The organism is Nonomuraea sp. NPDC050556, from assembly GCF_044457355.1.
Taxonomy (GTDB): domain Bacteria; phylum Actinomycetota; class Actinomycetes; order Streptosporangiales; family Streptosporangiaceae; genus Nonomuraea.
This window is the reverse complement of record NZ_JBITGU010000005.1, coordinates 607884-632511: the sequence shown is the minus strand read 5'-3', so window position 1 is coordinate 632511 and position 24628 is coordinate 607884. Positions and strand designations below refer to the sequence as shown.

At 64.4% G+C, this 24628-nt stretch carries 15 protein-coding genes; 2 read left to right on the top strand and 13 right to left on the bottom strand.

Annotated features, from left to right (window positions below):
* Positions 1–105: 105 nt before the first annotated feature.
* Complete coding sequence (locus tag ACIBG8_RS45230; RefSeq protein WP_397349745.1) at positions 106–1329, top strand: DNA cytosine methyltransferase; 1224 nt, start codon at positions 106–108, stop codon at positions 1327–1329.
* 73 nt (positions 1330–1402) lie between these two features.
* Here ACIBG8_RS45230 and ACIBG8_RS45225 read toward each other — a convergent pair whose 3' ends face one another.
* From ACIBG8_RS45225 to ACIBG8_RS45215, 3 genes are read right to left on the bottom strand one after another with little or no spacing between them, the layout of a single operon-like run.
* On the bottom strand, positions 1403–4135 hold the full coding sequence (locus ACIBG8_RS45225; RefSeq protein ID WP_397349457.1) for a pPIWI_RE module domain-containing protein: 2733 nt from the start codon (positions 4133–4135) through the stop codon (positions 1403–1405).
* Positions 4136–7495, bottom strand: coding sequence for a hypothetical protein (locus ACIBG8_RS45220; RefSeq protein WP_397349456.1), 3360 nt, complete (start codon positions 7493–7495; stop codon positions 4136–4138).
* On the bottom strand, positions 7496–8551 hold the full coding sequence (locus ACIBG8_RS45215) for a hypothetical protein (protein ID WP_397349744.1): 1056 nt from the start codon (positions 8549–8551) through the stop codon (positions 7496–7498).
* A 252-nt stretch (positions 8552–8803) separates the two neighbouring features.
* Between ACIBG8_RS45215 and ACIBG8_RS45210 the strand changes: the two genes are divergently transcribed.
* Complete coding sequence (locus tag ACIBG8_RS45210; RefSeq protein WP_397349455.1) at positions 8804–9919, top strand: hypothetical protein; 1116 nt, start codon at positions 8804–8806, stop codon at positions 9917–9919.
* A 14-nt stretch (positions 9920–9933) separates the two neighbouring features.
* On the opposite strand, the gene ACIBG8_RS45205 is transcribed toward ACIBG8_RS45210, so the two are convergent.
* The 10 genes from ACIBG8_RS45205 to ACIBG8_RS45160 form a co-directional block, all read right to left on the bottom strand.
* Complete coding sequence (locus ACIBG8_RS45205) at positions 9934–10611, bottom strand: DUF2637 domain-containing protein (protein ID WP_397349743.1); 678 nt, start codon at positions 10609–10611, stop codon at positions 9934–9936.
* Positions 10612–10693: 82 nt separating this feature from the next.
* Complete coding sequence (locus tag ACIBG8_RS45200; RefSeq protein ID WP_397349454.1) at positions 10694–12043, bottom strand: tyrosine-type recombinase/integrase; 1350 nt, start codon at positions 12041–12043, stop codon at positions 10694–10696.
* Positions 12044–13295: 1252 nt separating this feature from the next.
* On the bottom strand, positions 13296–15365 hold the full coding sequence (locus tag ACIBG8_RS45195) for an alpha-L-fucosidase (protein WP_397349453.1): 2070 nt from the start codon (positions 15363–15365) through the stop codon (positions 13296–13298).
* 98 nt (positions 15366–15463) lie between these two features.
* Positions 15464–17437 (bottom strand): discoidin domain-containing protein, encoded by a 1974-nt coding sequence (locus ACIBG8_RS45190; protein WP_397349452.1) that lies wholly within the window; start codon positions 17435–17437, stop codon positions 15464–15466.
* A gap of 245 nt (positions 17438–17682) precedes the next feature.
* Complete coding sequence (locus tag ACIBG8_RS45185; protein WP_397349451.1) at positions 17683–19488, bottom strand: ricin-type beta-trefoil lectin domain protein; 1806 nt, start codon at positions 19486–19488, stop codon at positions 17683–17685.
* Between the two features lie 90 nt (positions 19489–19578).
* Complete coding sequence (locus ACIBG8_RS45180; protein WP_397349450.1) at positions 19579–21684, bottom strand: alpha-L-fucosidase; 2106 nt, start codon at positions 21682–21684, stop codon at positions 19579–19581.
* A gap of 111 nt (positions 21685–21795) precedes the next feature.
* Entirely contained in the window at positions 21796–22164 is a 369-nt protein-coding gene (locus ACIBG8_RS45175; RefSeq protein ID WP_397349449.1) for a hypothetical protein, read from the bottom strand.
* A gap of 25 nt (positions 22165–22189) precedes the next feature.
* Entirely contained in the window at positions 22190–22882 is a 693-nt protein-coding gene (locus ACIBG8_RS45170) for a Gfo/Idh/MocA family protein (protein WP_397349448.1), read from the bottom strand.
* Positions 22883–22887: 5 nt separating this feature from the next.
* Positions 22888–23721 (bottom strand): carbohydrate ABC transporter permease, encoded by an 834-nt coding sequence (locus ACIBG8_RS45165; RefSeq protein WP_397349447.1) that lies wholly within the window; start codon positions 23719–23721, stop codon positions 22888–22890.
* Positions 23718–24611, bottom strand: a complete 894-nt coding sequence (locus tag ACIBG8_RS45160; protein WP_397349446.1) for a carbohydrate ABC transporter permease — start codon at positions 24609–24611, stop codon at positions 23718–23720. The genes ACIBG8_RS45165 and ACIBG8_RS45160 overlap by 4 nt, the downstream gene beginning before the upstream one ends.
* Positions 24612–24628 lie beyond the last annotated feature (17 nt).

Below are 24628 nucleotides of genomic sequence, written 5' to 3'. Positions count from 1 at the left end.
TCGCGCCATCACGCTGAGCTCGTGTACAGCGTGATGGCTGATAGGTGGCGGGGATTGTCAAGCGCACTCCGCGCCATCAATGCGTGCGAGAGGATGCGGGGCGTGATGGACGGTCAGATGATCTCGCCTGTGGGGAAGGTCCTTTCGCTTTTCACCGGCGCTGGTGGGCTCGACATCGGCTTGGAGGCTGCGGGCCTGCAGACGATCGGATGCGTAGAGAAGAACGAGGATTGTCGTCGCACCCTGGAAAACAACCGGCCGGGCTGGAAGCTACTGGAAACCGCGGATGTCACGAAGGCTGCAACCGACCTTCAACCCCGCGATCTCGGCCTTCGCCGAAGAGAGTTGGACGTCCTAGCTGCCGGACCCCCCTGCCAGCCGTTCTCGACTGCCGGGCAGTGGACGCACACGGGACGGCTCGGCATGAGCGACAAACGGGCAGAAACCATCGTGGGGATGCTTGACCTGCTGGAGCGCTTTCTTCCCCGGGTCCTACTCATCGAGAACGTCGCGGGTTTCCTTCGTGGCGAGGTGTCGGCGCGCCCTTTCATCGAAGAGCGTCTAACCAAGATCAACTTGGCTAACAGGACCCATTATCGCCTTACCGCCATGGTCGTCGACGCGGCTGACTATGGGCTGCCACAGCACCGGCGCCGCATCATCGCGGTAGCCTTCCGCAATGGCCAGACTTTTGAGTGGCCCAAGGCAACGCACACCGATCAGCCGATGCGTACGTGGGATGCAATCGGCGATCTGAAGGAGACGGTAGCGCCTGGGGGGATGGGGACGTGGACGCCCCTGCTCCCGAGCATCCCAGAGGGGGAGAATTACCAGTATCTGACGTCCCGGGGTGGAGGCGAAGAGATCTTCGGCTACCGGACTCGCTACTGGTTCTTTCTACTAAAGCTGGCCAAGGATCGCCCGTCGTGGACCCTGTCGGCGAGTCCTGGGCCGGCCACCGGTCCGTTCCACTGGGACAACCGTCCCCTGACGGTCAGGGAGCGGATGCGTCTACAGGGCTTCCCGGATCACTGGAAGCTTGAGGGTACCCGCAACAGTCAGGTCCGGCAGGCTGGCAACGCCACACCTCCGCTGCTTGCCGAGGTCATGGGGCGCGCAATCGTCTCGCAGTTACTCGTGCCCAGGCACGAATGGAACGCGCCGCCGCGCATGTTGCACCGTAGGAGCCAAACCCCGCCTCCGCCCCCGGCTGAGCCCACGCCGGTACCAAAGGAATACCGTCACAAGATCGGCCCCAAGGCGGCACACGGAGGAACCGGGCGTGGTCCTAGGCCGCGCCCATCGGAAGGAAACACCCTTGAATCGTGACCTCGTCTCAGATCATCGTGGGTGATACGCAAGGTGTAACGAGGTCAGGAGGCCCTGCCTCATCCGACGAAACCTAATCTGTGTCAGGCCGTTCTTCCCGCTCTGCCGGCTCCTCTTCCTCTTGCACCTCCTCTAGGAAACGCACCGGGACGATGTATTCTCCGATCTTCTCGGCCAGGTGCAGCGGCCACGGCAGGACTGTGGCCTCGTGGTGGAAAGGTGAGGCCAGTCGGAGTTCATGCACCAGCGTCGCCCACCACTCCTCGTGGCCGATGTCGTCGGGCTGCAGGGCGGCCAAGGCGATTTCAACGAGTTGCCCGTTCCAGACGCGTGATCCCGGTGTAGCGGGCCGGGTGGCTTCTTCGCCGTTTTTGGTGAGATAGGGCACTGACTCGACCATGGAGACAAGGTTGAGGGCGTTGCTGGCCGTATTCGGCTTGTCGGCCGTGCTGTACCAGAGGCGGTCTCCGCGCCGCCACGGTGCTCCGGTGTGTCCCCTCTTCTTCTCGTTGACCGCGTAGCCTTCGGGGGTTTCGTCGTACATGTTGGTACGAATCCGCACGTGGCGGAGCCCGGGGGTGTCCACGACGGGCCAAGGCGCTTCCTTGTCGCTGAATCTGACGTGATCCGCCACGAGATCGCGGTTGTTGAGGAATGACCAGCCGTACCGGGTGTTCTGAGCTGCAGTCAACAGGAGCGTTGGAACCGACAGGTCCAGATCGTTGGTGAGGATCTCCCGGAAGAAGTTCGTGATCGCTTCCGGCTTCCTGGTCTGGCCAGCCATGACATGTCGTCGGCCGACCTCCAGAAGTCCTCGTGCCAGGGGCATCCATTCCACCTCGGGCGCTTTGATCTCTATCCGCGAGCCGTCGGCTGCCATCCGGACTGCGACGGGGACCTGGCGAGTGGTTCCCCAGACCTTGCGTCGGTTCTGACGGATGATGTAGAACGCGAGGTACTGCTGGATCTGTGAGGTGTTGGGCTGCGGGATCGGGCTCCTGCGTGCTCCCAACTGACGCCAAAGTTCTTCCGCGCACTTGCGGAGGCGGGCTGCGTCTCCGCTCTCGGACGACGTTGTTTCTTCCGGTTCGGATTGGTCCGGTTGGTCATCGACCGGTTCGAGGAACTGCGTCAGCCGTCCAGCGAGGTTGAACCCGTGTCGGATCGCGAACTTGGGATCAAGTTTGCGCCTTGCGCCTTTGTATTGGCCGAGGCCCCCGATCTCGACGAGTGCGACGGCTATTTCGCCAGCGTCGAGAGGCTCCAGCACTGTCTGGATCTCGTTGGCGCGGCGGCGTACGGCCTCGTTCATCCGCTCAACGATGTTCTTGTAGGCGGGTTTGGGGTCTAGATCCGCGGCCAGCTGCCCGACGGGACGGATGGTAAGGGCGATCCCCAACTCCGGAGTCTCCACGGAGATCGTCGCCCGAATCTCGGCACGGGTGTCCGGGAGCGAGAACTTGATACCGAGCTGGTCCTGCAGAGCGGAGACGGCCTGGTCGAGAGTAGCCCGAGTGTCATAGTAGATCTCAACCCGCAGGCGTGGTGCGTCGATCGCTTTGGCGACGGAGGTGCGGAGACTCTTTTGGGCCTGTTCGTCAGTGTGTTCCGGCCGTTTCCTGAGCCCCGGGAGAGCGGTTGTTTCGCTGCGGGTGAGGCGCTCGCCGAGTTGCATCATGCCGGTCGTCTCCGCGGCGAGCCAATCCAGCAGCCGTGGTCGGTCGGTGAGGGCAAGGCCTGGCTTGACCGGGTGACCGCGGGATTGCTTGCCGGGAAAGGTGTACATGCCCTCTCTGTAGACCAGGGCGACCCCGCCCTGCTCCAGGTCCAGGAGCTCACGCGGCTTGGTACGGACGGCGTCCGGCACGTTGGCGCTATGCCCCTGGGCGCCGATTTCAGTCAAGACCGCGGTCAGCATGTCGGACCAGTGAGCGGTCCTCTGGGTCATCTCGCCGCTGCCTTCGATGCGCAGCCTGATGCCGGCCCGCTGGAAGCTTGGCGAATAGGCTTGGCCCTTGATCCATGGAACGGATGGATTGATATAGACGGAATGGAAGTTCTTGGTGTCGAGCACAGGCGTGCGGTGAACCCAGCGGCGGACGCCGAAGCTGGCGTGCACCACGACCTCTCTGTCTAGCGGGAGCGATTGAGCGGTCAGGCCGATGGTGAACGAGAACGGCTTGTTGTCTGGCAAGTGCGGTGGCCATGACATGATCTGCGCGCCATGTCCGGTGGGGCAGCGGCGGAAGGCCGAAGTCGTGGCACCGTTGTGATCACAGAACCGGCCGGGCTCGGACAGTCGCGCAGCAAGCTGGTGAGGAAGAAGCTTGAACACGGCCTGCTCCGCGTTGGCGCGCACCTCAGGGTCACGTGATGCGAGCAGCTCCACCTGACGCGCGAAGTCGACGTCGAGAGATTCCCACCGTAGATCATCGGGGCCGATCGCACCGAGCACTCGTTCCAGGACGGCTGGATTCCTCCTCCCCGTTACCCTGAGCCAGGCCGCTACGACGGGAAACAGGGCTTGCGCCGGGACGGGACGATCGCTGACGATCCAGATCGGGTTCTCGCCTCGTGTCGCATAGGAGGCCATCGCGACGATGTCGGGGATGAGAGCGATCAGCGTGCGGTTCAAGGATCTGATGGGGATGTAGGACGGCTGATCTCCAGCCGACCGGCCTATCAGGGCCTCCAAATGCTTCTTCCAGATGGCTGGGAACCTCAGAATGAAGTAGGAGCGATTCAGTTCCGTAGGATCCACGAGCGTGAATGCGGTGGTTTGCAGCTCGGAGTAGACGACTGCCATTCACATCCCCTTGACGTTCCGAAGCGCTTGATGGAGGGGCCCGTACAGGGCTTCGACCAGGAACCGCTCGGGGTCGGTCGAGCTGAGATCGAAGTACGGGTCGAGCACGGATCGCAGTCCAATGACGAGGCTGGTCGCGGCAGTGTCCGTCAGGTCATCCGGTCCTGCTGTGTTCGGGGCGAAGGCGGCGTCGCAGAAGAAGACCTGCGCGTCCTGCCCCCCGCGAACGAGTCGCCCGATGACCTGCCAGATGGTGACCAGCTGGGTCCAGATCAGAGCGTCTCTCTCCGCTTCCTTGAGGCTACTGTAAGCAAGCCGTTGATGTAGGAGTTTTCGCCACCTACGGTGCCCACTAGCGCGCAACGCCCGACCGCATTCATTTAGGTCACTCCGGCTTATATCGGGCACCGAGGGCAACAGGTTATCGATCTCTCGGGTAGCCCACTGGTTCAGCCGCTGGGTCACGTAGGTGAGGTCGTCCGGGCGCGGATGAGGCCGGACGAGGAAATAGGCCGCACCCAGCGCCGCGACCTCTTCCTCGTTGAGGATGTTGTGTCCCCGCTCGATTGCCAGCAATGGGGCAATAAGGATCCATGCCCCGGTGTCGGCGAAGTCGGCGACATCTCCACGGCGCAGCGGAGTCGGTCCGTCCCAACGATCGGCAAATTCGTCATCGTCGGGGACCAGGAAGCAGACCTGTTCATCCCACCCGGGACGTGCGCGGGCCAGAGTACGCGCAGCGGCTTTGGCCTCTTCATAGCTTCCAGTCAGCAACAGAGCGCGTTGGCGCCCTGGGGGGAGGCGCTCTCGGTGCCGCTCCAAGATGCTCTTACCGTCTGGTCTCCGCCTGGCGAGTCCGCGGACGATGCCCTCCAGTGCTTGTGTACGCCGCTCTCCGTGGGTGCCGGACACCCTGATGGGATTGTTGGTCTTCCCTTCGGGAAAGATCGGTAGGAACTCGAACTTGCTGCGGGCGATTGCTTTGATGTCGTTGGGGTTGGGCTGCAGGATTCCCTGGACTGGGACGTCGATGTTGTAGCGCGGCGAGGTGCCCGCCCAGCTTGTTCCGGACATCAGGAGCACGTTGGCCGGGTTGTCGGTCCGGTCCGCGAACAGGGACGACATGTGGGTCAGGACCCATCGCCCTACGCCTTCGCTGCGGAAGAACCGCAGTTCGCCCATCCGTGTCTGGTCACTGTCCTGCGTGTCATCGGGCCGGTACTGAAATCCGAGAACACGTCCCATCGGACTGTCGGGGGCCACGTTGAGCAGGTCACGGGGTGGGCGGTGGAACACCAGGGGATTCGATGCCTCAAGTCCGATCTTGTCTTCTACCGACTTCCAGGTGCTGAGCAGCACCTGGAGTTGATCACCCAGGACTGCGACGGCGATGGTGAATTCAAGCCGGACCGCCTGTCTGTCAAGGTCGTCGATCGCTAGCTGGCGATCTTCGGCATGCGTCATCTGCGCTTGTCTGTCGAGCCAGTCTTTGATCCTGCCCAGCCGGCGCTCCTCATCGTTATCGGACAACATGTCCTTGGCGAGAGCGGTAAGGGCCGCAGCAAGATGATCGTCCGGATGGTCACCAAGAGGAGCATCGATGAACTCGTTGAAGGAGGCGTGAATCTGCTGGTAAAAGGAATCGGCCTCCCAGCCGGGCTTTGGTTTGCCGCCGATCGGTGGATAACCGCACCAGGACTGGGCCAGCTGCTGGGCAAGGGTCCAGTCGGTGAAGTAGTCCTCGTCGATCCAGCGGGCGAGGTGCTGGGGCTTTCGCGAGGTGTCGATCCGCAACAGCATGTACATCAGATCGACGGCGGTCTTGGCGGTGTTGGCCGCACTGGTCCAGACGCGCACCTGCGGTTCGTTCATGGCGACCCAGCCAGTACGTCGCAGATTCTCCTGAGTGACTGCGATGATCTCATCCAGCCAGGCCTCGGAATTCCTGCTACGCAGTGTCTGGCTGGGGCTGAAGATCGTGTCCACCTGCGCTTGGGCTTGATCGGCCTCATCGACGATGATCAGGTCGCTCCGCCGCCAGGCCGCTTCGAGGTACCGCAGTCGTTCCTTGTTGATATGGCCTGGGATCTGGCTGTAAACGAGGCCGGGCATGGTCGCCACCCAGATGTCCGCAGCGACGAGATCGCGCGCTGGCTGATGCCGCGCACAGCGGCTCCACAACGGACATGTACGTCTCCGGTCAGGATTATCGGGGTCGCGAAGATCGGTGCACGGAGCCCGTTTGAGATCCCACGGGCTGGGGCTGTGATCTCGCAGGCCGTCCAGCGCGCACGCCGTGCTGACCATGTTGAACATGGCGCGGATGTTCCGGTCGCCCAGCGTGCTCAGCCGGGTGTCGTCCGCCACAGTGGTCAGACGGTGCAGACGTTCCACATGCCGTGACCGGTTGGACTGACCGATGATCGGGGCCGCGTTCAACCCCAGCGCGTTGAAGTAGACCACCTTGCGGATCAGCGAGGTAACATCGCCCACCACCATCGTGATCCGCTGTGCGGGCTCGCTTTTCGCGGCATGGATGCACAGCAGGTCCATCAGAGTGGACTTTCCCGCTCCGACCATGCCCAGCAGGTGGTACATCCCCTCGACCTCAAGGGCCACGCCTGGGGCGAGCTGGCCGTTGCCGGCGCGAACGGCGAGTGTCACGTCGTGGATTCGCTTCCCCCATCCACCCGATTTCAGGCCGACCTCCGCTTCCCGGCGTTCGGTCCAGACTGCTGTCTCCCGCAGGTCCTCAAACGTGACGCGGAACGGGGGCCTCTTAGGCACTGCGGCTAGATCGTGCGCGTCGATCGGTAGAGGCTCCGGAAGCCAGTCGGGGATCCGGACGCTGCTAGGAGTGCGGCCTCCTGCGACGGAGTAGATGCCCGGCTCCGCCCTCGTGATGCGCTTGGTTCGGTATCGGGGCAGCGAGGCGAGCGCCTCGGCGTAGACGTCGAAGCGGAAGGGAGCGACTCGAGGACTCCGCCGCCAGAATTCGCTTCCGCCCCCCTCGATGAGATAGCCGCGCACCCACTCCGGCGTGTCACGATAGTGGCGAATCAATCGGGTCCAGTCTTGTGGAGCCCGCCGCGACGGAAGCAGCTCTCGCGCCACTCTGATCGCCTGACGAGCAGAAGGCGTCAGCGGTCCGGCCACGGCGTCGGCGATGGGGTAGCCGCCCAGGAGAGTCCAAACTCCTTCGGGCCCGCCGCAGGTTGGTGCGACGGTCTCCAGCAAGGACAGGCCCAACTCCACATCCAGAAGATCTGCGATGTCGAAGCCGGGTTCCTCGGGGTTCCATACGTCGCGGATGGCCTTGGCCAGGCTCTGGCGGTTCCGCCAATTCGAACTGTCACGCATCTAGTGACCTCCTGCCCGCCTGATGACCTTCTCGATGAACATGCGCTCAGTAATGGCGCGGACGGGTCCTCGTCCGAGGGCTGGATTGTGGTTGACCAAGCTATCCATGTAGTTGGGGCGCGCCGCGAGTTGGTGCTTGCCTACGACCACGAAGGCCTGTGCCGCATGATCCGGTGCGCGGAACGGTCGGCGGTGCAGCCGTTTCGCGAGTTCTGCAGGGTTGGCCCAGGTCTTCACATCGGCCGCCCACACGCTCTGGTCCTCGAATGTGATTTCAAGATCGGATGCGTCGAAGTCTGGCCACATTTCTACGGACAATCCCTGTCCCTTGCTGGCAATCCGGTCACGGATCCTGATCTCGGCACGGCCCGGGGCACATACCCAGATCAGCATGTCCCTGCCTAGGGCGCGAACTCCGTCGTCAACGGCAAGGCGCCGACCGACGGTGGTTCTCTTGGTGCAGTCGGTCTGCGTGCATCGCAGGTTGCCCTTGCCCTCGGGCAGCAGGAGGCAACCGCAGGACGCGCAGACCAGCACTTCTCCCTGCCGTACGGCCTCGGGTTGAGGGTCTCGGTAGGCCCGCTGCAACAGGTGCGCTACCAGCGTCAAGTCCGGCCGGCTCTGCTCCATGGCCAGCTCAAGATCGGTGAGCACAGGCTTGGTGACAAGCAGTTCCCGGAACGCGGTGTAGACGTCAGCCCGATCATGCTCACGACATATGTCCATTGCTTCGAAGATCAGGCTCTGCTCCCGGAACTCGGCCTCGACATCGCCGGCGACGTACCACTCGACACATTCAGGGGTTGGTCGACCGTCGTAGAGCAGTCGGATCCAGTCCTCAGCGCCATCAGCGCGGAGTCGATGTGGCCACTCCTGGAAGGGGCGGGCACACCAGTCGAACAACTCCACGACGCTTTCCGGTGGCGCCGTGCCCGCGGTGAGACACATCAAGGAGAGCCGGTCGAATGCCCGCTGCAACTGCGCCGGGTAGGGAACCCGCAACGTACGGCCCGGCTCGGTCGCCTTGTCCAGCGCCACCAGACCTGCAGCGAGCATCCTCAACGTGATCTCGTCCCAGTCACCAGGCCATGGACGAGCCCGTTTCGCTTGGTCTCCGTCTGAGGAGGCGTTACTCACGTTCGGGAGAGTAGCCCGGCGGACCGACAGAATTCTCGGCTGTATTTACACATGGTGGTCTGGGCGGGACAGTGAGTAGGCCGCTGCACCGTCGAAGCGCCGAATTTGATGCGCCGTCATCGATTTTCCTGAGCCCCGTACGTGCGCCTGGCAGGAAAGGAGAGCGAGTTCGTGGCTGCCGCGAAGAAGCCCGATTGCCTGGATTCCGTACTTGAGCACGAGGGTCTGCTCTGGAAGCCCAGACAAGGTGCCACGTCGTCTGCGGAAGAGTTCCTCGCCGCCCGCGCACTATTCAAGGATCTTCACGACGACGCGACCTGGAATCCATGGGTCCTGAACGAGAGGGCGGCGGAGCTCGAGCAGGCCGAGCAGATCATGGGGCAGTGGAAGCGGGCAGAGCCTGGTCACCGCGTCATGACCAAGAAGCAGATCGATGCGAGGATGGCACGCTGGGAACGCGAGTTCAAAGAGCGGCTGGCGGCAGACGAGGAACGCCACGAGCGCGATCGCTCTCGCTATGACCCGGCGCGTGAGCATGCTCGGCTATCCCTGATAGAACATCAGTCCCGGCTGGAGTTCGAACTGTACGAGGTTGCTGGACTACGCGACGGCTCAAGATTTCCCGCGATGGATCCCCGTCGGCGGACTGAGCAGGTGGCCAAGCTTGACGACTCGATCGCACGAATCAGGGCACAGATTGAGCGGCTTGCCGATACTACCGGCGACCCTGAGGACGTGGTTGATGAGCGCGGCTGGCTACCCAGGGACCGGCGGGAGGCGCTGCTGTTCCACTACAGGTTAGATCGTCAATTCGAGGTTGAGGATCTGCGCACCAGGGTCCCGGATCTGGACGCCGCCCTGAAGGCGACCAAAGGCCGTGATGCGCGAGCAAAGCTGCGGACGGAGCTGGATCAGGCGAGCCGAAGGCTGGAGAAGCTCCTCGCCGTGCCGAATCTTACAGCCGAGGACATGTGCTCGGAATGCCAGAGTCCCTTCGCACGTCACGGCTGGTCCATGCCGCCATGGGATGGTCCGTGCCCGGCATGGCCTGGCTGGGCGACCCGAGTCAAGGAAGCTCGGAAGATCCTCCTAAGCGCCCACCGAACGGAGGAAGTGGTGCAGCCGCGCAGGGCGAAGCCTGAACCGCTTGCCGTGATTCCGTCGGGTCTTCCGATCACGGAGGTCCTTGAGCGTTTGACGGCGCTTCAGACTCAGTACCCTGACGCCGAGGTTCGGCGAGGGCGAGCGAACCGCTGGGAATTGTGGCCGAACTCCTCCACATCCTGACATGGCATTACGAGTTAGAGCAGGGCGCCGCTCGCTCCGCACGCCTTAACCATTCGTGCCCAACGCGCGCTTCGCTGGAACTGCTGAGCGAGTTCGTCTGAACGAGGGAGAGATCCATCAGGCCGAGAGTGCTTCAGTGCCCATTCCCATGCCTCTCGCTGTAGAGCCCGCCCTCGACGCTGATCTGGTGGCACAGGGCGAGTCGGTCCATCTGCTGCGGGCTGTGGCCGACTTTCGCTGGTAGTCGGAGGGGGCGCGCCATCTCTGGCGGACACCGATTGGCGTATCTGCCTGAAGGTCATTTCGAGCCCTCCTATCAGCGCGATGGCAGGCCAGGCAGCCACGATACGGCCGACTGCGGTGGGGTGAGCGACGGCGATGTTGGCCGCGACGCTGGCAACGCTGCCCAGGATGAGGAGGAACCAGGGGAACAGACCGCCACGCTCACCACGCCGGGAGTCGGAGAGCAGTGATAGGGACGCGGCAAGGATCATCCCATCCACGGATAGAGGGAGAAGTGCTGCGGACCAGGTCGATTCGCCGTGCCGTACGGCGAGCATGTGGAGGTGGCGGTAGCTGACCGCGGCGGCGATGGCGGCGAGCACGATCACCGTGACCGTGGTGATCCGGCGGACGCGGCGTTCTGATCGCTGGCGATCGGTGCGGCAGAGGCACGGCGTAGGGTTCGTCATGGAGCCTTGGCCCTCCTTGTCAGGGACTCGGTTCAAGGGCTTGTCCGCGTGTTCCAGCACGTGGACAAGCCCGGCGGCGAGGTCAGGACGTCTTCTTCCTGTTGCGGATCTTTGTGAAGGCGTCGAGCGCCGTCTCATCGGCGTCGTCGAGCGTGTGCAGGTACCGCTCGGTGGTCTTGATGGAGCCATGGCCGAGCCGCTCCTTGACGACCTGCAGGTCAGCGCCGCCAGACAGCAGCCACGAGGCGTGCGCATGGCGAAGATCGTGAATGCGGACGGCGATGTCCAGGGAAGCGGCCTTGATGGCGGGCTTCCAGACCTTGTTGCGGAACCAATCGGCGGGGATGTGCCCATCGGTGTCGCGCAGACGCGGTTGGCGGCGGGGCTGGTCCTTGCCGCCCTTTCGGCGGGTGCTCCGGTAGTTGGCGAAGGCGGCGCGGCAGTGGTCGCACCGGCACTTTCCGGTGGTGTAGGCGGTCAGTGTGCCGTGTTTGTACCGGCGCCCGGCCTCGTTCGGCTCGGTGAATCCGAGCGCTTCGGGGTCGGGCACCACGCGGAGCTTCCTCTTGGGCGAAGGGTCTTGCCGCCAGGTGAAGAACAGGTCATCGCGTCCCAGCGATTCGCTTTCGGCATGGGCGCTGAGCTTGTCGACGATCTGCGCGGTCAGCTTGAACCGTCGCCACTCCTTGTCCTTGGGGTAGGGCTTGACCAGGAACCGCTCGCCCTCAGGGTGAAACTTCGGGTTGACCTCGACTACGGCGCGGCTGATGGTGAGGATCCTGGATCGGGTGTCGAGGTCCTTGACCCGGAGTTCGGTCAGTTCGCCCCAGCGGGCACCGGTCTCGATTGCCGTCTCGACCAGGAGCTGGGTGTCGGCGTCCGGCAGTTCGTCGTACAGGGTGCTGAACTGCTCGGGCGAGATGATGGTGAGCGGCTTGGACGGTGCCGGTGGAGTCTTCACGCCCTTGCACGGGTGGAGGAAGGTCACTTGGTCGTTCAGCGCGGTAGTAAAGATCGCGCTTAGGATCACCATGTTGCTCTTGATGGTGACCGCGCTGACGCCCTCGCCCTTCATCCGGGTCACCCAGGCGCGGACGTCTTCTGGCATGACGTCGACCATCCGCATGGAGCCGAACTCTTTGATGATGTGCTTGTTCAGGGCGTAGGTGTACTTCTGCCGGGTGGTGGCCTCCATCTCGTGGTGGGGGAGCCACACGCTCTGGACGTAGTCCTTGAACTTCATCCGCCCGCGCCTCGGGTCGCCGACCCGCCGGCCGGAGCGCAGGTTGGACTCGGCGTCCTGCCACGCCTGGTTGGCCAGCTTCTCCGAGGCGTAGGTGCCGGCGGAGCGCTTGCGGCCCCGGAGGTCGCGGTACATGGCGACGTAGCGGATCGTGCCGTCGACCCGGGGCCGTTCGTACAGCCACCCCATGCGATCACCTGGCGATCTTCTGTGGGCAATTTGTGGGCAGACCCGGTATCACGAGGCGACATCCGACGGAACTGAATGACATCGCAATACCGTGCTCTACCTGCGATTTTACCCTTGAAGAGCCGATCTGGGAGGAGCCGTGAGGAGGCGGCCTGAACGTGAAATCGCCGCTGATAAGGAAGAGGTCCCAGGTTCAAGTCCTGGTAGCCCCACAGAGTTTTCCCAGCTCAGAGGCCGTCTCCGAAAATCGGAGGCGGCTTTTTGATCGTCTGCCATCAAGATCGCTCGTCACCGGGCGATATAGGTCGATCCACATCGACACCCTGCGAACCGTTGGATCTTCGTCTGAGGCGCTTGTGGCGTTGGGCGTCAAAGGTCGACAGACTCTGGGCCGGTTCTGTCAGTAGCTCACCGGAGTTCTCCCCGGCCCGACATGCACTGTCTATGGAGACGAATCCGCCTATCTATAGCCGTGAGATCACTCAGACCGCGTCGCGGGGCCCAGCCCGGGGCGTGTGCGCATACGAACGGAAGCCGTCCCTCTCTCTCCAGCGGTCGACAGGACCTTGCCCATGGACGCCGGTCGTTCGCCAACCAGTGGCAATAAGGCCATGACCCACGAATCTGGCCGCAAGTGGCCAACGCCGTTGTTTGATTCTCTGCGGCGTTGACGCGTCTGTGGTTAGCGCTTCGATGGGGGCGATCTTGCGCGGGAGGGTCAATCCTGCCGTGGGCACCCGCAGGGACGAGCGTTGAGCGTGGGCTGGCCGGCGCTCAACGCGGCCCGCGCACAGTCAAGATCGTCAGGCGAAAACGGCGTCTATGCCGTTATCGATCTCAGGTATCGGGATTGCGCCGGGAGGGGTTGCGAGGACTTACGCGGGAACGCATCGAGATCCAGCGGTAGTGCAGCCAAGCCACGCCGGACTCGCGGCAGGTTCGACATGTCAGCACGTGTGAGCAAGACGATGCGGCCCTCATGACCGGCCAATGTAGCCGTGAGTACCGCTGCTCGGCTGGTAGTGACAACGGATCAGGGGAAGGCTTTCCTCGCCTTCGTGTGCGGCCCACGTTGAAGCCGTCCCGCGTGGGGCGGGCGCCCCAGCGCGTGGCGAGCTGTTGGGCCGGGCTCGCCTTGGTCGGTCGCCGGGCATTCCCATGCTGATCCCGACGGAGGAAGATCCGGCAGCAGCGTAGCGGCGGAGTCATATGTGCCCGGCTCCGGGTGGTGTGCCTGGAGCCGGGCGGTGGGTTAGGGGTAGATGTCGATGCGGTCGACGAGCATGAACTGGCCGGAGCGTTTGACGGCTTTGAGGGTGTGCTGTCCGTTCGTTAGGTCGCGGCGGGAGTAGAGGAGTTGTTGGGATAGGCGGGTGGGGTTGGTGGTGTCGACGGTGGCTTGGAATACGCCGTCGAGGTAGAAGTCGGTGAGGCCTTGGTCGCTGTGCTTTTCGGAGCGGAAGTCGATGCCGGTGCCGGTGAAGGTGTAGGAGAAGGCGTCGCCGTCGGTCATCGTGAAGTGGACGTCGTTGTTCAGGTCGGTTGCGTAGGTGCGGTCGGTGCTGGTTTTCCAGGCGCCGGTGTAGGTCATGCCGGTGGCGTCGTCGTTGAGGGTGGTGGCGGGGTAGAGCTGGCTGGCGGGCACGATCTGTTGGGGTGTGTCGGGGCTGGACCAGAACAGCTTCGCGGCGGATTCGCCGCCCTGCTGGGCGACTTCCATGGTGATCGGATACCGCTGGCCGGCGGTGAGGGCGATGGTGCCATTGTCGACCTGGGGAGGATGCGGGGTGGTGTTGTTCACCACGAGCTGCCCGTTGATCCAGAGCCGGACGGTGTCATCGGAGAAGGTGGTGAAGGTGTAGGTCTGGCTGTAGCGGGGTTCGATGAGGCCGGTCCAGCGGCTGGAGAAGTTCGTGGTGGGGATGGCCGGGGCTGGGGAGCCTTCGTACTGCCAGCGGTTGTTGATGGTCGGGTCGGTTCGGGTGACCGCGGGTGAGCCGGAGAAGGAGTTGTTGGTCCAGAATTGGGCCTTCAGCCCGGTGCCCGATCCGAGGGGTTTGGCGGTGGTGGGTGTGATGTCGAGTTCGATGACCGAGGCGATCGGGTCAGGTTCGGAGCCGGTGGGTTTGAGGTCGTAGCCGTCGCCGGAGGCGGTCACCGGTACCGCCGCTCCAGTCTTGAGGATCTTGGCCGAGTTCACCGTGAACGGCGCCTTGGCCGTCAGGTGTAGGACGGAGCTCCAGTTGTAGACCGAGGCGTAGAGCTTGTTGCCGTTGCGGCTGACCACACCCCAGGATGGTTTGGTGACCAGACCGGTGAACGCGGCGCCCTGGACCGCCGGGCCGTTGGTGTTCATCCAGCTGCCGATCTGGGCCATCCGGTCGAGCTGCGGCTGCGGGATCACACCCCGCTCATCCGGACCCACATTCAGCAGGTAGTTACCGCTGCTCGCCGCGATCCCCACCAGGTTGCGCAGAAGAGTGGTCGGCGACTTGTAGTTGTCGTCGAAGTACCGGTATCCCCACGAGTCGTTCATGGTCACGCACGACTCCCACAGCTGGGCGTCGAAGGGGGCATCCAGGATCTCGTTCTCGGGCGTGTGGAAGTCGCCGTCGAGGGCGCGCTGCATGCCGACCCGGTCGTCGATGATCGTGTCGGGTGACAGCTGACGGACGTAGGCTTCGACCTTCGCACCCTCCTGGTCGGTGTAGTTGTTGCCGTCGAACCAGAGGACGGCGATGTCGCCGTAGTTGGTGAGCAGTTCTTTGAGCTGGGCCTTCATCCGGCCGAGATAGGCGGCGTAGTTGGAGGATCCGGGTTGGGCGTCGGGGTCGTGCCAGTCCAGGATGGAGTAGTAGAAGCCGAGCTTGAGGCCCTGGGCGCGGGCGGCGGTCGCGAGCTCGGCGAGGATGTCGCGCTTGAACGGCGTGCGGTCGTGGATGTTCCAGTCGTTGACGGCCGTCGGCCACATCGAGAAGCCATCGTGGTGCTTGGCCGTGATGACCAGATACTTCTCGCCCGCGGCCTTGGCCGCGCCGATCACCGCGTTGGCATCGAACCCGGTGGGGTTGAACGTGGCGGCCTTCGCCTCGTACTCCGACCACGGAATCGAGCAGTTGTTCTTGATCCACTCGCCTGGCCAGGTGCGGCAGATGGTGCCGTCGGGGCGGCGGTACTCGCCACCGTAGGCGGCGTACATGCCGAAGTGCATGAACATGCCGAAGTGACCGTCTCGCCACCACTGAGTGCGCGAGGACGTGAACGTGTCGTCGGGGGCGTAGTTGTCGCCGGGCGCCGCATGGGCGGCGCTGGGAGCGAACACGACGCTAAGACACAAGACGAGCGATGCCAGCAGAAATCTGAGTTGCATGTTCCAACTCCAATGGGGTGGGAGTAACCGCAGCGGCTCATGTTCGGGGGTTAGCTGAGGACCTCGACCTCGGCGAGGGAGAGGGGCCGGTCGGAGCCGACGAGTTGGACGCGGATGTAGCGCGCGGTGCGGCCGACGGGCAGGGTCAGGGTCTGGCCCGCGGTCTGGGTTTGTTGGTAGTTCCATATGTCGGCTTGGTTTTTGGTGATGTTGGGGTCGTTGGAGGTGAAGGGGGTTTCGGAGGCGAAGACGTAGAAGTTGCGGAGTCGGTCGGCGCAGCAGTCGGTGCGGTTCCACAGCTTGATCGTGCTGACCGGCTGGGAGGAACCGAGGTCGACCTGCCACCAGGGGTTGGTGTCCAGTGGCGTCTCCGAGGTGTGGCTGACCGATCCGTAGGTGTAGTCGCCGTTGGTGCTGCCGTCGTTGGCCCGTCCGGCGTTGGCTCCCGAGTACAGGACGTGTGAGGAGGTGTAGGTGCTGGATTGGGTGACGGGTTTGTGCAGGGCGAGGTTGCCGAAGACCTGGACCTCGGCGAGGGACAGCGGCCGGTCCGCTCCCGCCAGCTGGACTCGCACGTAGCGTGCGGACCGGTTGACGGGCAGGGTCAGGGTCTGACCTGCAGCCTGGGTTTGTTGGTAGTTCCATATGCCGGCTTGGTTCTTGGTGATGTTGGGGTCGTTGGAGGTGAAGGGGGTGTCGGAGGCGAAGACGTAGAAGTTGCGGAGTCGGTCGGTGCAGCAGTCGGTGCGGTTCCACAGCTTGATCGTGCTGACCGGCTGGGAGGAACCGAGGTCGACCTGCCACCAGGGGTTGGCCTCCAGGGGGTTGTCGGCTGTGTGGGTGACCGAACCGGATCCGAAATCGCCGTTGGTCTCGCCGTCCACCGCCCGCGCCGCCGGCGCGGAGTGGCTCGTGCCGGATTGGGTGGCGGTCCTGGCTAAGGCGAGGTTGCCGTCGATGTTGCGCAGGGTTTGGCCGAGCTTCGTCAGGAATCCCATGGCCGTGTCGGAGATGCGTCCGTTGTTGCGGTGGTAGCCCACGTCCCAGGTGACCGCGCCGCCGACGCGGACGACGCCCCGGGTGAGGTCGATCATGCGTTGTTCGCCGGTCGAGGACAGCGGATAGTCCGGCGGGCTACCCCACTCGCTCTGCGCGATCCCCAGGTAGTGCAGCTGCAACTGGTCTCCATGGTTGTCGACCCACCGGTCGGGCGTGGGCCGCGGCCAGAAGTCGACGCCGGATTCACCCGGGGTGAAGTCGGACTCGGCCGTCCACGAATTCCACGGAGTGCCGCCGCTGCTGAAGGAGAGCAGGGCGTTGGGGTTGCCACTGCGCAACCTCACGGCCATCTGGTCGTAGAACGGCTCGAGCTGCTGGTAGCCGGAGCCGTCGATGAAGAAGCCGTCCACGTTGCTGCCCCATTGCTGCGCCCAGGTATTCGCCACGTTCAGCCAGTTGGCCTGGTAGGTCGCGTTCGGCGCACCCGGGTTCTGGCCGTCGCCGCCGAGCTTGTGCCGGGCGTATTCGTCGCGCGCGATCGGGTCGGCGGTGATGTACACGATGAACTTCAGGCCGGCTTGGTGCAGGGCGGCACCCAACTCCTTGATCAGGTCCCGGCGTGACAACCGCGACGGATGCTCTGCGGTGGCCGGGACGAGAGACTCGAAGGTCGCGTTCGGAGCGGCGTAGTAGCCGGTGTTCTGCCCGACCGACAGCTGGAGCCAGCCCGCACCGGTCGATTTCACCTGCTGGACGACCCCTGCCACATCGAAGTTGTCGACCCGGGCGTTCCACTGCTCGACGGTCGGCATGTTGTTCGGGTAGTCGGTGCACGGGAGTTCGGGGCAACCCTCGGCAAGGTAGTGCAGCATGGCGCCGAACTTGCCCTGGCTCATCCAGTCCGTCGATGGACCGCCCACAGCCCGAGCCTGCGGGGCTGGAACCGACAGCAGAGCCAGGCCGAGCAGCAGCGCGACCGCTCTGGCCGGCGTCGATCTTGCGCTGGTGAGTCTCCATGATCTCATTGCGAACTTTCTCCTCTCTCCGGGTGGGATCGGATCGCGGCCCCGCTGGAGGGGCACCACGACCTCCAGCGGTGCGCGTGCGGGTGAACGCATCGGCTGGCATCCCAAAGCCAGCGATCATCAGGACGAGCAGGCCATCGACGCTGTGGACGAGTTGTTGGCTGAGGTGAGCCGCCATGGCCCGGGAGGCCCGAATGGACGCGGGCCCCGGGATTTCAGCCGCTAGGGAAGGGTCCACCCCTGGGCTAGGAGAGCGTCCATTTCTGGGCGTTGGAGCTGTTGCAGGTATAGATCTGGAGTTGCGTGTTGGGGTCGCTGGTGGCGCCGGGGACGTCGAGGCACTTGTTGGATTGCGGGTTGCGCAGAACGCCGTTGGCGTCGGGGATCCAGACCTGAGCCGCGGTGTTGTTGCAGGTGTAGAGCTGGATCTTGGTGCCTTGTCCGGTTCCGCCCTGGGCGATGTCCATGCATTTGCCGAAGGAGGTCAGCTGGTTGCCGGTCGTCCTGGTCCACCGTTGGGCGTTGGTGCCGTTACACGTGTGGGTCTGGATCGGGGTTCCGTTGTCCGACGAGGCTTGCCGTACGTCCACGCAAAGGCCTCCGGGCAGTGCTGATCGGATCGGCCCGCCGGCGGTGTCGGGGGCTGAGGTGAGCCGGTCGACGGTGACCCAGCCGCTGGACAGTGTGGTGATCTTGATGGTGTGGGTGCCGTTGGGCAGGATGGGGCTGTAGTAGACCGGCAGGTCGGTGGTGCGGGTGGGTGCGTTGAGGTTGACCGTGGTCGGGGGGCCGCCGTCGATGGAGACCGAGGCGGAACCCTGGTCGGGGCCCTTGATCCCGTTCCAGGTGACGCGGTCGCCGGAGAAGGTGTAGGTAGCGGTGGAGCCTGCGGTGTTGGCGTTGTGGCACGTGCTGCCGAAGCACCCGCCCGGGTTGTAGCCGAAGAACGAGCCGGTGTAGGCGACGGAGGAGCTGGAGTCGTCGACGCTGTCGTAGATGGTGCCGGTGGCCTGGCCTACGGCCCGCAGCTGTGTCATCGCGGCATCGGAGATGTGCCCGTTGCTGCGGTCGTAGCCGACGTCCCAGGTCATCGCGCCGCCGACGTTGGTGTTGTTGAGGGTGTGGTCGACCAGCTGCTGGGTGCTGTAGTTCATCGGTGAGTTCGGTGGGGCGCCCCAGAAGGTCTGCGCCCTGACCAGGCCGACGTTCTGCGCCTGGGTGGAGCCGTACATGGTCCAGCGGCCGCTGACGCTGAGCCTGTCCTCGCCCATGGTGAAGTCGGTCTTGGCCGCGGCGTTGGGGTTCGAAGGCAGCTGCCAGCCGGCCGCGCTGAGCGCGATCAGGGTGTTGGCGTTGCCGGACCGGGCAGCGTCGATGATTCTCGAGGCGTAGTCATCGATGTTGGGTGCACCGCCGTCGATCCACCATCCGTCGACGGACTCCCCCCACTGCTGGGACCACGACTTGATCACGTTGACCCAGTTGTTCTGGAAGGTCGGTTTGTACATACCGCCCCAGTAGTCCTGCGGGTCGCCTCCGAGCTTCTCGGCGGCGTAGCGGTCGGCGTCGGTCCGTGGTGAGGCGTCGAGGGGCACGTAGACGATGAACTTGATGCCTGCTTTGTGCGCGGCGTCGCCGAGCTCCTTGATCAGGTCTCGGTCCGACAGCCGGCTGGGGTGGGTCGGGGTCTCGGGGACCAGGCGCTCGTACTCGGTGTTCGGGGCGGCGAAGTAGCCGGAGATCTGGCCGACGGAGACCTGGAACCAGCCGGCGCCGACGGACTTGAGCTGGTTGATCACGCCCTGGACGTCGTAGTTGTTGACGCGGTCGTTCCATTCGGCGGCTGTCGGCCAGTTGGGGCCGGGATACCACAGGCCATCGCTGTGCTGCTCCCAGGAGCCGGTCGGGCAGCCGGGCGGGCAGCCTTCACCGAGGTAGTGCTGCATGACGCCCCACTTGCGGTGATACAGCCAGTCGGTGGCGCTGCCGCCGGAGGCGGCCGCAGCAGGGGTAGCGGTCAGGCCGGTGAGTACGCCGACGGCTAAGGCCATAGCCGTAAGGCGTGTTCTGATCTTTCGTGTCGAATACATGGCCGGATTTCCTTCTTCTGGGATAGCCACATCGGGTGTCCGTGGCGGCGATCAGTTGATCGGCTTCAAGGTCCACAGCAGGTTGGTGCTGTTCACCCACACCCACTGTTTGATCACGGACCCGGAGGGCACCTGGCCACCGCTGTCGAGGACCAAACCCGTCGCGCGGTTGGCAATGGAGTAGCGGCCACTGTCGCGGTCGGTGATCTGCCATTGCTGGTTGGGGCCACCGTTCCACGGCGACTGCCGGGCGGGGGCGCCGTCGCTGGTTGCGCCCCAGCCATCGGCCGCCATGCCGTTGGTACGGTTGATGAGCCTGTAGTAGCCGTCGCCGAGATCCTGGGCCTGCCATTGCAGGTTGGGGCTCTCTACGGGCGTCCACTGCTTGAGGTTGGAGCCGTCGGGGACGTTGCCGCCGCTGTCGAGGGCCAGGCTGTTGGTGACGTTGATGAGCCGGAAGTACGCGGCCGGATCGAGGGTCACCTTGAGCGATTTGATGAGGTCGTTGCCGCCGGTCTGCAACATGTCGGGATTGTCGGTGGTGAAAGTCCAGGGGGCGCCGGAGAAGTTGTCGCCGGGATAGCCGAGCACCTGGTAGCCGCGAGACACTCGTAACGAGGAAATGCCGAATCCCGCGCCGATGGCTGACAACTGGGCGGAGGTGTAGCTGCCCAGCGTCACGTAGGCGTTGCCCCCCTGGTAGCCGACGTGCTCGAACACCACCGCGCCGAAGCCTCGGTCCCACTCCATCGGCCGGGCCGTCACGAACTCCGGGCTCATGGCCTTGTCGACGGTGATGTGGATGATGAAGTCCGGGGCGTTCTTGGCGAACCCGGCCAGATCGAGGAGCAGGTCGCCCTGGGCTTCCGTGGTGAACGGCACCGCCCTGCCGTCGAGAGTAGTGATCGATTTCGCTGTGGCGTTGAGGGCCGGCAGCCGGAGCTTGGCCGGCTGCAGATCGCCGGTGATGTGCAGGTAGATCGTGCTGCCGGTGTAGGTCGCTCCGCCGATCTCGCTGGAGCGGTACGGCCCGCCGCGCGTTCCGACGATCGTCTGCTGGTTGTTCCCCATCCAGGCACCGACCTGGCGCAGGACGGAGGTCACCCCGTCCTCCAGGTGGCCGCTCTTCGTCGGCGGTACGTTGAGCAGCAGATTGCCGTCCCCGACGGCTACTGCGACGAGGTTCTTGAGCACGGTCGGGAAGTCGGAGACCGGGCGGTCGGGCTGCCAGGACCAGTCCGGTGGCGTGATGGTCAGACAGGACTCCCACGCCCGGGTCAGGTTGAAGGCACCGATCCTCTGCTCGGGTGTGTCGTAGTCCCCCTTCAGATCCTGAGGGATCTGCTGGAACCCCATGTTGTTGTAGGCGCGGTCGTTGATCAGGATGCCGGGCTGCAGGTCCCGCGGGACCTTGATCAACTCGGGCGGGCGGAACGAGGCCATGTCCGCGTAGGGGATGTGGTCGTACCAGAGGAAGTCGACCTTGCCGTACCGGGTGAGGAGCTGCTGGATGTGCTCCATCATGTAGCTGTAGTACGTGGCGTAGTCGCCCTTGACGTAGTCCGGCTGAGTCCAGTCGCGACCGGAGTAGTAGAAGCCGAGCTTGAGGCCCGCGCTTCGGGCGGCGTCGGCTATCTCCCGGGTGAGGTCCCGCCCGGACTGCCCCATCGGCGTGACGGCGAAGTCGGGATAGAACGACCGGCTGACGTTGTCCGCACGGAAGTTCGGATAGCCGTCGTGGTGCTTGGTCGTGAACACCAGGTAGGTCATTCCCGCTGCCTTGGCCGCGGCGGCGAGCTTGGGCGCCCAGTCCGCCTCGGGCAGGAAGCTGCGGTAGGCGGCGTCGTAGACGGGGTCGGTCTTCACCGACGGATCGGGATACTGGTTGCCGGCAGGCTCGCCCGGCCGGTAGGCGTTTCTGCCCCAGCCGATTTCCCTGCCAACCACGGACGACGGGTTGAAGTGCACGAACATGCCGAACCGCAGCGCGGCAAGGACCTTGCCAGGGTCGTCAACCAGCAGGCCCGCCGCTGAGTTGATCCGGTCCTGCGGTGCACTGCTGAGTGCCCACGCTCCAGGGGAGGTCGCGATGACGGCCGGCGCCGCGACAAGAGCTCCCAGCAGCGCTCTGCGGCTGAGTTGATGCGATTCAGACATGTCGGCTTCCTTTTGTGTGCGGTTCAGGCAGCGTCTTCCTGAGTGCGCGGGTGGCGACGCCACGCATCGGATCCATCGCTGTCTCAGCGAGGTCGGGTTCTGGGTGTGGGATCAGCTGAAGACCTGGACTTCGGCGGTGGCCATCGTGGCCGGGTGAAGGGAGGCGTCGACGAGGTAGGTGATCGTCAGGGTGTGTCCGGTGGATGCGGCGCTGAAGGTGTAGCCGGCGGTGCCGTAGCCGTTTCCGGTGGGTGTGGCGGTGAGTTTGCCTGTCGCTGACCATGCACCCAGGCAGAGGCGGAGATTTCGGGGGCGGTCGAGGCGTTCACGCTGATGTCGCTCATGGCCTGGACAACGGTCTCCGGCGTATGCGGGCAGCAGGCCGCTCCGCCTGCTCCAGTCGTCGGCCAGGTCATCCGCCGCGGAGACGGGCGTGGCCGAGGCTGCAGGTACGGCGACCAAGCCAAGACCGAGGAGCACAGCCACCACTCGGGTCACAACCGATCTACGGGATCGCATTGCCTTCTCCTCGGGTGCCCCCCTTGCGCAGACCGTCCATGTACATGCGCTGAGCCGAATAGGGGCAGGATGCCTCGACCGTGCAGTTGGGACAGCGGTCGGCGGCGCCCGCAGGTTTGTTCTCGGGGCGGAAATGGCTGAGCCCGCTGAAGGATGAGACCTTCTCCACTGATCGTCCGATGACGAAGGCGAGCCAATCGATGTCGTGACATGCCTTGGCCAGCAGGGCGAAGGCAGCCTCGTCCTCGCGGCGCCAATTGCCGCGGACGAAGGAGTGGGCGAAGTGGTACCAGCCGATCGGCTCTAGGTGCTCGACGGAGACGATCTCACCGATCTGTGGCAGCGGCTCTCTCAGCCTTGCCGTGTAGGGGGTATAGCGCATGACGTGACAGACGGCGATGAGGGAGCCACTGCGTGCGGCCGCCTCGCCGACGGCGATGGAGTCCTCTTCGGTGGGCGCGATCGGCTTTTCGAGCAGGATGTCGTAGCCCAGGCTGGCGAAGGCCTCGGCGGGCGCGAGGTGGTCGGCGTCCCGGGGCTCGGCCACCGCGACGATTCTGATCTTGTCCGGATACTGCTCGGCGTAGGCGGCACCGCGTGCTCCCGCGCCGGCTACGGCGAGCGTCGCGGGACGCTGGAGCCGGGTACCGATGTGGTCGCGCAGGTTGATGTGGGTCATCGAGGTCAGCCTTTGCTCGCGCCTGCGGTGAGGCCTTTGACGAAATGCCTCTGGAAGGCGAGGTAGAAGACGAGGACGGGAAGGCTCGCCAGGAACATCAAGGCGAATACGGCGCCGTAGTCCTGCTGGTGTTCACCGATGGCGCGGTAGATACCGACGGTGACGGTGGTTCCCTGGGCCGGGCCGAGAATGATGAGCGGGTTGAGGAAGTCGTTCCAGATCCAGACGCCGAGGAAGATCAGGACGCTGGCCGCGGCTGGTCTGAGGAGCGGAAAGACGACCTGCCAGAAGATCCGCATACGGCCGGCGCCGTCGATGGCGGCGGCCTGTTCGATCTCGATCGGGATCGTCTTGACGAAGCCAGCGAAGACGAAGACGCCGAAGGGGACGTAGTAGCCGACGTTGACGAGGACGAGCCCGGCGACGGAGGTCATCAGGCCGGCGGAGCGCAGCACCTCGGTGATCGGGCCGATGATGACCGCGGGCGGGATCATCAGCCCGGCCAGCATCACCACGAGCATGATCCGAGCGCCGATGCCCTGGTTGCGAGCCAGGTAGTAGCCGCACATCGCCGACAGGCCGGTCAGCACGGTGATGGAGATGGCGGTGACCTCGATGCTGTTGATCAATCCGTACCAGAACAGGTGGTCGGGTCGGGACAGCACGTCGTGGATGTTGTCCAGGGTCGGCGGGATCGGCAGCGAGGCCGGCCCGTCGATGATCTCCTCGCCCGGCTTGAAGACATTGACGAGCACCAGGTAGAGCGGAAGGAAGAACACTGCGGTGACGAAGGTGCCGATCGTGGGCCGCAGCCAGCTGTGTGTCTGCTTGGCGGTCATGCGTTCACCTCGCGGCGCTGGAGCAGGTGAAGGACGCCAGTGGACACGATGGCGACGAAAAGGAGCATCACGACGGCGACGGCCGAGGAGTAGCCGATCCGGTTGCCGACCAGACCGGTCTGGATGACGTCGAAGGCGATGGTGCTGGTGGTGCCGTCGCCGGGGCCGCCGTTGGTGATGACCTGGACGTGGTCATAGATCTTGAAGGTGCTGATGAGCAGCATGACGGTGTTGATGGTCACCGCCGGCGCCAGGAGCGGCCAGGTGATCTTCCGGAAGCGTTCGACGGGTCCGGCGCCGTCGACGGCTGCGGCCTCGTGGAGTTCGGTCGGGATGCCTTGGAGGCCCGCCAGGTAGACCACGACGCAGAAGCCGATCAACTGCCACGTGATGATCCAGCACAGGGTGTAGAGGGCGATGTCTGGATCGGACAGCCAGCCCGGCGGATGGTCGACGCCGATCTGACGCAGGGTCGAGTTGAGCAGGCCGTCGTCGGTGAGGATGGCCTGCCAGATGACGCTGACCACGACGCCGCTGAGGATGACCGGGGTGAAGAACACGCCGCGCAGGGCGTTGTAGAACCAGCCTCGCCGGTCCAGCAGGACCGCGATCGCCAGCCCGATGACGTTCGCGGCGATCGTCACGACGATCGTCACGACGATCGTCACGACGATCGTGATGATGATCGTGTTGGTGAGGACCTTCCAGAAGTCCGGGTCGGTGGCCAGGTTCTGGTAGTTGCGCGCCCCGACCCACTGAGTGGGCGGACGGAACGGGTTGCGATTGGTCAAGCTGTAGTAGACCGAGATCCCGATCGGGATCAGGACCACGCAGGCGTACAGTGCCAGCGACGGTAGTCCGAACAGACCGAAGCGGCCGAGGCCGATCAACGACGGCCTGCTGGTTC